This is a genomic window from Streptomyces odontomachi, assembly GCF_024435355.1.
Lineage (GTDB): Bacteria > Actinomycetota > Actinomycetes > Streptomycetales > Streptomycetaceae > Streptomyces > Streptomyces odontomachi.
The window spans coordinates 84,835-96,495 of the sequence record NZ_JAMJWG010000006.1; the positions used below are offsets into that span (position 1 = coordinate 84,835).

Below are 11,661 nucleotides of genomic sequence, written 5' to 3' on the forward strand. Positions count from 1 at the left end.
ACGCAGGCGCGATACACCACTGAGCCGGGAGGCCGCTCCTGCTGTCGGGGGAGGACAGCAGGAACAGTCGGATCGGATCTTGCGGGCACGCACCTCGGGCGGACGGTGGCTCTCGCACTGCCGCTTAGGGGGGCACTCCCATGCGTCACGGCGACGGGAGGGGCAGGAAGGAAGCGTGTACGCAGGTGATTACCAAGGTCGGGCGCGGGAAGAGCCACGTCGATGCCGAGCGGACGGCGTCGCTGATGCGGCCTGACACAGTGTGCGGACGACGACAGACGAGCCTGTCACTAGTGGAGAACCGGTGAATGATCCTGCGAAGGCCCCCACGGCGGGGCGGCCGCCAACGCTCGACGAGGTGGCGAGGGCGGCGGGGGTCTCCCGTGCCACGGCTTCCCGAGCGATCAACGGCCTGCCCTATGTGAGCTCCACCGCTCGAGCCGCGGTGGAGCGCGCCGTGGAGAGCCTCGGTTACCGGGCGAACCAGGTGGCCAGATCGCTGGCCACCAAGCGGACCGGTTCCATCGCGCTGGTGGTTTCCGAGTCGGAGAAGTTCGTGGTCAGCGACCCGTTCTTCGCCCGCATCATGCGGGGCATCTCCGGCAGCCTCGGGGAGAACGGCCTGCAACTCTCGCTCATCATGGCCAAGGAGCACCACGCCGACGACGCCTCGCTGCGCTCCCTGCGGGAGGGCCATGTCGACGGCGTGCTGCTCGTCAGCGTGCACGGCGGAGATGTCCTGGCGGGCCAACTCCTGGAGTCTGGGCTGCCGCTCGTGGTCTGCGGTAGGCCGCTGATCAGGGCAGATGTCCCGTATGTGGACGCGGACAACTTCAACGGCGCCAGCATGGCGGCCCGTCACCTGATCGACATCGGGCGGCGCAAGGTGGCCACCATCGCCGGGCCGCGCGACATGACCGTGGGCATCGACCGGCTGTCCGGCTTCCGCCGTGGCATGGCCTCCGGCGGCCAGTCGACCGCCGCGGTGGAGCACGGCGACTTCACCATGGCCAGCGGCGAAGCTGCGATGCGGCGGCTGCTGGAAGCACAGCCCGACCTGGACGCCGTGTTCGTGGCCTCCGACCTCATGGCGGTGGGCGCGCTGCGGGTACTCCAGGCGGCGGGCCGGTCGGTGCCCGACGATGTCGCGGTGGTCGGCTTCGACGACTCGGACGTGGCCGCGACCGCCGCACCACCGCTGACGACCATACGGCAGCCGGTCGAGGAGCTGGGCCGGACGATGGCCTGGCGGCTCCAGGCCCAGCTGGCGGGGGATCCGGACCTGCCGCCGTCGATCCTGCTGCCCACCGAGTTCGTGGGCCGGTCCACCACCTGAACCCGCGCCCGGCGCTCCCCGTCCCCCAGCGGACGGCGCCGGGCCGCGGCGGCGGTGCTGACGTACCGATCCGGGCCCTTCTGGGACGCCTTTCTGGGACCGCTTCCAGTCTGGCTCCGTGCACCGTCCACCAGCCATGCCTGTCCCAGCCGTTTACACACCGTTGCGGTCTCGGTATGGTGCTTCTGGAAGCGCTCCCAGCGATGATGCCGTGCGCATATGTCATGCCTGCGACAGATGAGTCGGCTCTCACGGGGCTCCCCCGCATCTCACGGACGTCCACCGCGCACCCGCGGCGGACGTGAGCCGCCCGGCTCCGTCGAAAGGAACGCTGTGCGAAGACCTGGCACGCCATCGCTGCTGACCTCACTCGCCACCACGGCATCCGTCCTCGGGTTGGTCTTCCTCGCCCAGGGCCCTGCTGCCGCACAGGACACCGGGGCACCGGACACATCGGCCGCGGAATGGCACATCCCGTTCCCGCCGCTGCCCGGTCCGCCGTTCCCCGAGCCGCGCAGTTGCATGGCGCTGTACGACCTCTCCTCGGAGCAGGAGGGCAGTTTCCGGGCCACCGTCGAGGTGATGAACCACACCACCGACCCCATGCTGGGCTGGTCGGTCACCTGGAAACCCAGCGACGGCACGCACATCACCAAGGTGCGCGGCGGATGGCTGCGCCACCACGCCGACGGCACCGTGACGGTGCGCCCCACCTGGGCGACCGCGTACATCCCGCCGAACGACCAGGAAGTGACGTTCGACATCGTCGCCCGGTCCGACAAGGGCTGGAACTTCCCGAACGGCTCCATGAGCTGCACCAGCCCCTGACTCGGCACCCAACCCTGACGCTGCACCAGCACGCCCCCGCCGGGGCCCGTCCCCACGCACCGCCTGTCACTCCTTGGCCGTCACCACCGTGACCGGACGGGGGCGCAGGGCGACCCGGCCCGGCAGGGTGGTGGCCGTGAGGGCCAGCAGCCCGGCGGCGGCGATCAGCGCGGCGTAGCCGAGTGGCGCGACCGCCGGGGCCGCCGTGCCGGTCATACCGATGCTGAACGCCGTGAGGACGGCCAGCGCGATGCCGCTGCCGAGCGCCGTCGCGAGCAACAGCACCGACAGCGCCTCGATGCACAGCATCCGGCGCACCTGGCGGCGGGTGGAACCGGCCAGCCGGAGCAGCGCGAACTCCCGGACGCGTGCGGAGACCGACATGGCCAGGGTGTTGACGACGGCGATCGCAGTGAACGCCAGGACCAGCCCCATCGCGAGGTAGTCCGCCTCGGCGTGCGCCCGCTGCCGGGCGGCCTGGAGGTCGTCGACGGCATCCGGGGCCAGCACCCGCACACCGGGGAAGCCCGCCACGGCCTGCGCGAGTTGCTGCTCCGACCGGGTGGTGGAGACGAGGACGGCGGAGGCGAGCGGGTCGTCGACGTGGCGGGCGACCAGGTCGTGCGCCAGGGTGATGTCCCCGAAACCGAGGCCCCGGGCGTAGACGGCTACCACCTTGCAGGTTTCGGGTGTGCCGTCGCCGAGGGTGAGCCGCAGGGTGCTGCCAGGCCGTAGGTGGAGCTGGTCGGCGGCCAGCTGGCTGACGGCCGCCGTATGGTCGCCCAGGCCCTTGAGGGACCCCTCGGTGACGTCCGGGTCCCAGGTGCGGGTGAGGCCCTCGGGGGTGACACCCTGCGCCGGGTACGAGTCGAGGCCCACCCGGACCGTGGTGCGGACCACTTCGGTGGCCACGTCCCCGTCGGTGCGTAGCCGCTGCGCCGCCTGCGCCGGTACGCCGGGCCCCGAGGCGGTCACCACCCAGTCCGCGCGGGTGCCGTCGCCGGCCTGTGCCCGGGCGGCGGCACCGAGGGTGGGCTGGGCGAACAGCACCGTGCAGGTCATCCCGATCATGAGGGTGAGAGGGGTGACCACGGAGGCCGTGCGGGCGGCGCTGCCGCGCAGGTTGGCCGTGGCGAGCCGGCCACCGTGCCCGGTCAGCCGCAGCGGACCGCGGAGCACCGCCGCCGCGGCCCGCACGAGGAGCGGCCCCAGCAGGGCGACGGCGCAGGCGAGCACGATGACGGTCAGGAACGTCACGGGGGTTGAGGCCGGCTCGGTGCGCAGTCGGCCGAGCACGGCGACCAGCGTGGCGCCCCCGGCAAGGCACAGCAGTCCGGCCAGGATGCGGCCCAGCCCGAGCCGGGTCCGTTCCTCACCGGCCTCGGCCAGGGCCTCGGTCGGACGGATCCGGGCGCTGCGGCGCGCCGCGACACGGGCGGCCGCCCAGGCACCGAGCAGGGTGAGGGCGAGCGCGGCCAGCGGTGGGAAGACGCTGACGACGCGGTCGAGGGTGTCGGGCACGGCGCCCATGTCCACGAACCGGCCGTACAGCCAGCGGCCCAGGGGTATGCCGGCGAGCGCGCCGAGCACCCCCGCCGCCGCGCCGATCAGCAGCGCTTCCCGGCCGAGCATCCGGCGGACCTCACGCGGTGTGGCGGCGATGGCGCGCAGCAGGGCGAGCTCGCGGTGCCGCTGCTGGACGGTGAGGGCGAAGGTGCCGACCACCACCAGCACGGCGACCAGCAGCGCGGTGCCGCCCATCGCCCCGCCCATGCTGACCAGCTGGACCCGGGCACGCGCCGCGTCCAGGAACTCGACCCGGCCTCGCTCGGCACCGGACGTCACCTGCACCGGGCCGCCGTCGCGTTCCCCCAGGCCGCTGAGCGCGCCGGCGATCGCCGACTTCAGCCGCGTGGTGTCCGCACCCCGGGCCGGAACCACGCCCAGCGCGGTGACCTGTCCCGGATGCGCGGCGAGCCGTCGCGCCTCGGCGGCGGAGAAGAACAGGGCGGTCTGGTGGCGCACGGCGTGAGCGGGGGTGGCGACGCCGGTGACCCGGTAGGTGCGCGGGGCCTGGGTGGACTGCACGGTGAGACGAGCGCCGGGCTTGATGCCGGCGCGGTCGGCGAACTCACGGTCGACGACGAGGTCTCCCGACCCCCGGGGCGCCGTGCCCGCGGTGAGCCGGTACGGGGTCAAGGCGGCAGAGTCCCAGGCGTGGCCGTACGCGGGGCGGGAACCGGTGCCGGACGGCGTGAGGGGCGCGGCGGGAAAGGTGAGTTCGGGGATGACCCGGGCCACTTGGGGCACGCTGCGGACGGTGTCGGCGGCAGCGGCCGGCAGCCAGGCCCGCTCGGCGATCGGCTTGGCCTTGTGCTTGACCTTCGTCTTGCCCTTCTTGTGCGTGACGGTGGTCTGGTGCACGTTCTGGTCGGCGGAGACGACGATCGGCACGGCCGCGTAGCGCTCGGCTCGTATCGTGCCGCGCAGGCCGGTCTCGAGGAGCGTGCCGCAGGCGGTGACGAGGGCCGCAGCGCACATCAGGGCGACGAAGGCACCGGCGAAGCCGCCCTTGCGGGCCCGGACCGACCGCAGGGCGTAACGCAGCATCATGGGGTCTCGGTCTCTCTTCCGTGGTGAGATGGGTCGACGTCCCCGGCGGTGCCCGGGGACGGTGTCGTGCCGGCGGCCGGGGCCTGTTCGGGCACCGGGAAGGCGAGGAAGCGGGTCAGTATCGTGCGCGCCCCGGGCGGGGTCACGGCGTCCGGGCGCTTGTACCGGTTGAGCAGGGCGACGTAGGCCTCGAAGAACTCGCCGAGCTCGGACAGGGTCAGCCGGATCGTGCCGCGCGAGTACGGGAAGGCGTCCGCCCACTCCCCCGCGTCGGCGCTCGCCTCGCGTTGCAGCCGCTCGAAGAGTTCCAGGTCCACGGTGTAGGAGATGTGGTTCACCGCGTCCATCACCGCCCGCATTTCGGGGCTCTGCCGGCTGGGCGGCACGAGGCGCCGGTCGCCAGGAACGGCACGCCACCAGCGCTCCCGGCCGTGGCCACTGCCCCCGGTCTCCTCGACGAAGCCGTTACGAGCCAGTTCGCGCAGGTGGTAGCTGGTGGCACCGGTGTTGAGCCCGAGGCCGCGTGCGAGCCTCGCGGAGGTGGCGGGGCCGTGCAGGGTGAGGTGGTGCAGTATCTGCTGCCGGCGCGGCTGCGCCAGCGCCTTGAGCGCGCCGAGGTCGGACAGCTCGTGCGGGACCGGCACGCTGGTGCCGCCTCGAGCGGGTGCCGGCGTGGTGTGTGCGCCCGCGTGGTGCCGCGTGCGGGTGCCCGTCGTGCCCGGGTCGGGGCTCTGGGGGGTGCGGGAGCCGGGTTCCTGTGCCATGTGTACACAGTCGTCCGTGCACAGGTATCTGTGCACTGCGGTGGGCCGGTGTCTTCAGTGGGGGGTTAGCCCTACCGCTTCGCTCGATCGAGTGATGATCAGCGTCCGAGTTTGCGATGCTCTGGGGGATTCGGGTTAGCGTGATCGTGCGATCTGGGACGCCGGGTGCGGTGCCAGCGTGCGGGGCCCCTGCTCCACCAGAGAGATGGTTCAGGGCCTCCCCGTCGCCTCTGGCCGCCCCCATGTGGCCAGGTCGCTAGGGAACCGGCCTCCCGGGCCCGGACCACGGACAGGATCCGTGTCGCCGCCCCGGGGTCGAGTACGCCGGGGACCAGTACGTCCAAGACCGTTCGGGGCGTGCCAGTGCGCGGACTCACTCCCGCTCACTGCCAAGGAACGGTTAGCCCTACCGCACGACGGTGGGAAGAGACCTCGGCCGACTGCGCCGAGTTCCAACAGGGCGAGTGGTGCGGGTGCCCGGACACACCTGCGGGGCCCGCTCAACTGCTGAGCGAGCCCCGCTGGTGCGGTCATCGGCCATGGTGGTCTGTGCGGTGGCCCTCAGGGCGCACCGGTGTGCTTCGGGGCCGGGGGCGGCCCCGCCGGGTCGGATCGGCTCGGATCAACAGCCGATCTTGGAGGAGCTGACGGCGATGTCGTCGAACCAGAGCGTGTCGCTGCCGTCGGAGTAGCTCTCCCAGCCGAGCCGCAGGTTCTGCAGGGTCGGATTCCAGCCGGGCCGGGACTGGATCCACTGGTTGTCGATGTCCTGCGTCGAGACGCCGTCCTCGACCAGGCCGTCGACCACGGTGCCGTTGAGCCAGGTGGTCAGGTGGCCGCTGTCGACACCGAACTCCAGGCAGGACCAGGTGTTGGTGGGCAGCGGCTTGCTCATGCTGACCCCGACCGGGCTCTGCGCGGGAAGCGTGGCGTCGTCGGACTCACGGTTCCACTGGAGCGCCTGGTTCTGGCCGCCCATGCGCAGGTCCTTGTTGTTGTCGCTGGAGTCCTGCATCGCGGCGAAGGCGACGTGGCCCGTGGGCAGTGCGGTGGTGTGGTTGACCCAGAAGCGGACATAGAGCGCGCCACCGCCGGACAGCGTGGTGCCCACGAAGGCGTGGTTGCAGTAGCCCGTCTTGCCGTCCACCTTGATCGACTTGGTGCCGCTGTGCGCCTTGCTGGAGTCGACGGTGGCGGTGCCGGTGCCCGAGCAGTCGCGCACCGTGGTGTTCCAGCGTCCGGACGGCGTGGTGCCCGTCTGGTCCTCGAAGCCGTCGGTGAAGGCGGTGACCGTGGGGGTGCTGGCCGACGAGCCGGCGGCGAGCGCGGGCTGCACGGCGAGCTGCCCGAGGGCGCACGCGGCGGTCAGGGACAGGACGGTGCCGACGGCGGCGGTTGTCCGCCGGCGGGCCGGGCGAGCAGATGATGAGGCCATGTCATCCTCCGGAGGAGAGGGGGGCGGTGCCGGATCGCGCCGCGTCCCACCGTGCCGGCCGGACGGTGCCGGGCCACGGCGGACGGATGCGGCGGGAAGTGCGGGGTCCCCTGCTCGAACCAAGCCGAGTGTGGGGGGAGGTGCTTCGGCCGCGGCCGGGAAGGCCGCGGTGGAGGGCTCCCACCGAGCCCTCCACCGCGTTCGGTGGTGGTCGCGGTACCACCACCGGGGATCGCGCGTCCGTCGTTCCTCACGAGCGGCGGCGTGAGCGAGGAATCCGCCGCCACGACAGGACGCGCTCAGTGGCTTGTCGACCGGCGTCAGCCGGTGCCGGCACCCGCCTTCACGGCGGTTGCCACGGGTGGGATGAGGTACGGGGCGATGTGCGACTGCTTGTTGCTGTCGACCGTCGTCCAGTCGCCCTGGAGGATGCCGCCGGTGTCACCCGAGTTCGGGTTGATGCACCAGTAGGTGAAGTCCATGCCGCTGGTGCCGGTGCCCATGTACTTCATCAGGGCGTCCAGCCACTGGGCGTCTTTCGGGTTCTGCAGGGTGCTGCCGAACTCGCCGACCAGCACCGGGGCGATGTTCTCCTTCTCCAGGTAGCCGAAGAAGTGGTCCCACAGCGCCGGCAGGTTGTCCGGGAAGGACGGGTCGTCGAACCAGGGCTGCTGGGAGACCGAGGTCGCGTACTCGTGGGCCGAGTACACCAGCTTGTTCGGGACGGTCAACCGGACGGGGTACTCCTTGGCACCGGAGAGGTTGCCACCCCACCAGCCGCACTGCGGATCGCCCGTGTCGGAGACGCAGTCGACGCCCTCGACGATGATCAGCCAGTCGGAGTTGACCGACTGGATCGCGTTGCCGGCCCGCTCGGCGGCGAGCCGCCAGTCGGTGGCCTGGTCGCCGCAGCCCCAGCAGGAGCCGCTTCCACCCTGCACGGAGTGCGGCTCGTTGTGCAAGTCCGCACCGATCACGGTGGTGTTGCCCGCGTAGTGCTGCGCGAGCATCTTCCAGTCGGCGATCCAGGTGCTCTCGGAGTAGGCACTGGTGTACCACAGCGGGGACTGCTGGCCCGAGTCGGGGCGGTGCCGGTCGAGGATGACCCGCATGCCCTTGGTGCCCGCGTAGTCGATGATCTTGTCCAGGATCTGGAGGCCGGTGAGGCCCGCCAGGTCCGGGTTCTTGGTGGGGTCGAGACCGTTGGGGGTGGAGCCCGACTTCAGCATCTCGTTGGAGTACGGCAGGCGCAACGTGTTGTAGCCGAGCTCGGCCATCTGGTCGAGCATGCTCTGGTAGCTGCGCGCCCACAGGCCGTGCGGGAGGTAGTTGCTGGTCTCGGCGCCGAACCAGTTGATGCCGGTCATCCGGACCTTCGCACCGGTGGCGTCGACCAGTTGGGAGCCCTCGGCGTGCCAGTAGCCGGTACCCGTGCCGGCGGCCGCAGTGACGGACCGCTCGGACGCCGGGTGGAGTGTCCCGGCTGAGGCCGCGAGGGACGGGCTCGCCGTCGTCGTAGCGAAGACGACGAGCCCGCACACCGCGGCGATCACGTATCTGACGATACGGAACCGCTTCATTGCTTTTCCTTCCGAGGCGTGAGCCGGATGGCTCAGCCGAACAGATCCACGTGGATCGCGAACGCCGTGGCGATCTCGGTCTGGGCCCAGAACCTGTGGTAGGTGAAGCTCGGAGCCGAGCCACCGCTCAGGTAGGACTGCACCTTGGGCCAGTCCGGGTCGTCCTCGTAGAAGGAGCGGATCGACTCGAAGGTCGCACTGGAGTCGATCTTGTCGCCGTTGGGCATCGTGCCGGTCCAGCCGGACGGGACGTAGGGGCCCTCACCGGTGGACGAGTCGTACTTGTCGTCGAACCGCTTGTAGTCCTCGCGGGTCTCCGGCAGGGCGATACCGATGCTGTCCTGGTGCGTGTTGATCGCGTCCAGCAGACCCTCGGCCGTGGTCTGGGCCTCGGTGTCACCCGAGCCGGCGGCGTAGTACATCAGGGTCTTGGCCAGCGAGGCCGCCACGCCGACGTCCGAGCTGGTGGTGGTGGACACCGTCACGCTCAGGCCGCTGTTGCTGCCCGGGCTGCTCGCGTTCCAGGTGTCGGGCTGACCGCTCCACGACAGGTCGGACGGGATGGTGAAGGTTCCGTCGCCCACCTTGGTGTTGGCCAGCGCCCAGTCGACCCACTTGTCGAGGATCTTCTTGGCGGTGGCGTTCTTGGTCAGCTGGTAGTACTCGGCGACGCGCTCCATGCCCCAGGTCTGGAAGCCGAACCACCGGTTGGACGGCGGGTCGTGCCAGACCGGCTGCGGGTCGTAGTACATCCCGTAGAAGGTGGAGTCACCGCTCGGCGGGGTGCCGTAGTGGCCGTCCCAGCTGTTGGTGGCGCCACCGGCGATGCCGCCCTGCGGCGTCTGCAACCACTGGAGGAACTCCAGCTGACGGGTGAGGCTGGTCGCCCAGTCCTGGGCACCGGTCGACGACTTCGGCTTCATGTCCGAGTCCGTCGACAGCGCGTACGCGGTCAGCGGGTCCTGGTAGCCCTGGTGAGCCGCACCGTCACCGATGCGCCAGGCCCAGCCGTTCGACGTGTCGAGCGCGCCGCCCCAGGCGTAGTACCAGGAGATCAGGTAGTGCGAGCTGTCCTTGCCGCTGCCGGCGGAGCAGCTCGGGCTGGTGCAGTTACCGATCTTCTTGAAGTACTTGTCGTACATCGAGTACCGGAGGTAGTCGCCCATCTTCGTGGCCTTGGCGACCACATCGGAGATGGCGCTGCTCTTGCCCTGCTTGGCCGCGACCAGCTTGGCCTGGTAGACCACCTGGACGGCACGCGCGTCGGCGTCCGGAGCGTCGGTGTACTTCCACTGCTTGGCGTACGACGCGTCGCCGGTGAACAGGTCGAGGTACCCGTTCGGACCGCCGTACTTGAAGTCGTCGCAGGACGGCTGGGTGATGGTCTCCCAGACCGACTCCGACGCGCCACGCTGGTAGCTGTTGATGTACGACGGACCGCCGTTGGCGCAGCTGCTGTAGCCGTAGACGTTGTCGACGTCCAGCAGCCAGTGCATGCCGTAGATGTCACTCGACCCGTACGCGGACTTCAGCTCCCCGGCGATCGGGTCCTGACCGACCGCGACGCCCTTGTCCAGCTGCGCCGGGTAGTCCGACATCTTGTTCGACTCGGGCGCGTACGTCGCGGGCGAGCTCGCGTTGTACTTGTCGTTCGTCGGCTGGTCGTTGTGCGGCGGGATCGCGTAGGTCTCGATCGACTTCCACGCGTCGTTCAGCGGCGCCCAGTCCTCGGTCAGCTTGCCGTACTCGGCCTCCAGCCACAGGTAGTAGCTGAACGCCTCCGAGGTGGTCTCGTGGCCCTGGTCAGGAGCCTCGACCATCAGGGTCTCGACCGAGTGGTACGGGACCAGGATGCCGTTGAAGTTGCGGAAGTAACCGCTGGCCGGGTCCTTGATCTTGTTGTACTGGTCGAGGAAGGCCTGCTCGTAGTCCGAGGCGGCGGCCTTGAGCTCCTGGACCTTGGCCAGACCCGACTTGTAGCCGTCGGCGCTCGCCCGGAAGGTGGCGTTCTCGAGGTCGCCGCCCTTCTTGGTGGACGTGACCTGGACCTGCTGGTCCTGGCTCCAGTTCTCGGGGGTGAACGTGAGCGTCTTCTGAGCGGCGCTCAGGTCCTTGGTGCCGTCAGCCCGCGACACCGACACCGTGACGTCCTTGGACGGCTTGGTGGCGAGGTGGACCCCGAAGGACGTGGACTTGCCCTGCCGGACCTGCCTGGTGATCGGCGCGGCGATGATCGTCGGCTTCGACAGCACCGTCACGTCGACCGGCTCGGTCGTCGAGGACTTCCCGTCCTTGTTGAACACCTTGGCGGTGATCTCGTACTGACCCGCCGGAACGTCCTTCCACTTGCCCGTGAACGGGGCAGTGGTGTCCCTGGCCAGCAGGGTCTCGTCGGCGTAGTACTCGACCTTGCTGACGTCGCCCGTGGTCTTGGTCTGCAGCGGGACGGTCGCGTGCTTGCCCAGGAAGTAGTTCTGACCAACGCCCTTGAGTGAGCTGATCTTCCCTACGGACAGCGCGCTCGCGTGCTTCGCCGAGGCGTCGCCCGACTGGGCCACCGACACCGCCGGCAGTGCACCCGCCAGCAGCGCGGCCAGCGCCACCGCACCGGTGGCAGGGCCGGGCCGCAGCCGGCGTTTCCTATGTGGTCTCATCGCGAGATGATGCCTCTCTTCTGTGGGGGTGGGCGGTCCTTGGGGCGAACCGCGCACATGGTGTCGGCGCAGGTGCGCTGGCACCGGCGAACCACCCCGGCGGCCTGCGCCGCCGAGGCCTTCGCACGTGAGAGCCGGCTCCGGAATGGGCTGGTGAGCGGCCACTGCGGAGCCGGAGATCAAGGTCGGGCCGAAGCCCGGAACCACACCTCGGGTGAGCCTGCGGACAGGGCGGCAGTGACGTCCTTCCTGCCCTGTCGCACGCTCTCGCACCACCCGGCGGTACCGAGCAGGACGGGCGCCACGGCCGACGGCTGTGTGGACAGCGACGGCCCCGCGTTCGACAAGAAAAGGTGTGCCACACGGTCGCGCACGACGTTCCTCCTGTGGGGCGGAGAAAAGGCTCGGCTGTTGCACGTACCGGAAGCCCCTGGGAGCGCTTCCAGGGTGG

7 protein-coding genes are annotated in these 11,661 nt (G+C 70.4%); 2 read left to right on the plus strand and 5 right to left on the minus strand.

Annotated elements, in window-relative coordinates:
* Nucleotides 1–304 precede the first annotated feature (304 nt).
* A complete protein-coding gene (locus tag NQO67_RS15080; protein WP_255950474.1) occupies nt 305–1,336 on the plus strand; it encodes a LacI family DNA-binding transcriptional regulator in 1,032 nt (343 codons plus the stop codon).
* 333 nt (nt 1,337–1,669) lie between these two features.
* On the plus strand, nt 1,670–2,164 hold the full coding sequence (locus NQO67_RS44250) for a cellulose binding domain-containing protein (protein WP_255950475.1): 495 nt from the start codon (nt 1,670–1,672) through the stop codon (nt 2,162–2,164).
* 66 nt (nt 2,165–2,230) lie between these two features.
* Here the strand turns inward: NQO67_RS44250 and NQO67_RS15090 are convergent, their stop codons facing one another.
* From NQO67_RS15090 to NQO67_RS15110, 5 genes are all read right to left on the minus strand, one after another.
* A complete protein-coding gene (locus NQO67_RS15090; protein WP_255950476.1) occupies nt 2,231–4,777 on the minus strand; it encodes an ABC transporter permease in 2,547 nt (848 codons plus the stop codon).
* Entirely contained in the window at nt 4,774–5,541 is a 768-nt protein-coding gene (locus tag NQO67_RS15095; protein WP_255950477.1) for an ArsR/SmtB family transcription factor, read from the minus strand. Before NQO67_RS15095 ends, NQO67_RS15090 begins: the two co-directional genes overlap by 4 nt.
* Before the next feature lie 622 nt (nt 5,542–6,163).
* Nucleotides 6,164–6,976: a hydrolase gene (locus NQO67_RS15100; protein ID WP_255950478.1), complete on the minus strand. Its 813-nt coding sequence runs from the start codon at nt 6,974–6,976 to the stop codon at nt 6,164–6,166.
* 320 nt (nt 6,977–7,296) lie between these two features.
* Complete coding sequence (locus NQO67_RS15105) at nt 7,297–8,556, minus strand: glycoside hydrolase family 5 protein (protein ID WP_374118994.1); 1,260 nt, start codon at nt 8,554–8,556, stop codon at nt 7,297–7,299.
* Nucleotides 8,557–8,588: 32 nt separating this feature from the next.
* Entirely contained in the window at nt 8,589–11,210 is a 2,622-nt protein-coding gene (locus NQO67_RS15110; RefSeq protein ID WP_255950479.1) for a glycoside hydrolase family 48 protein, read from the minus strand.
* Nucleotides 11,211–11,661 lie beyond the last annotated feature (451 nt).

Excerpts from the sequence above, each read along its gene's own strand:
- NQO67_RS15090 (WP_255950476.1), bottom strand. The coding sequence starts at position 4,777 with ATGATGCTGCGTTACGCCCTGCGGTCGGTCCGGGCCCGCAAGGGCGGC.
- NQO67_RS15100 (WP_255950478.1), bottom strand. The coding sequence starts at position 6,976 with ATGGCCTCATCATCTGCTCGCCCGGCCCGCCGGCGGACAACCGCCGCC.
- NQO67_RS15105 (WP_374118994.1), bottom strand. The coding sequence starts at position 8,556 with ATGAAGCGGTTCCGTATCGTCAGATACGTGATCGCCGCGGTGTGCGGG.
- NQO67_RS15095 (WP_255950477.1), bottom strand. The coding sequence starts at position 5,541 with ATGGCACAGGAACCCGGCTCCCGCACCCCCCAGAGCCCCGACCCGGGC.
- NQO67_RS15110 (WP_255950479.1), bottom strand. The coding sequence starts at position 11,210 with ATGAGACCACATAGGAAACGCCGGCTGCGGCCCGGCCCTGCCACCGGT.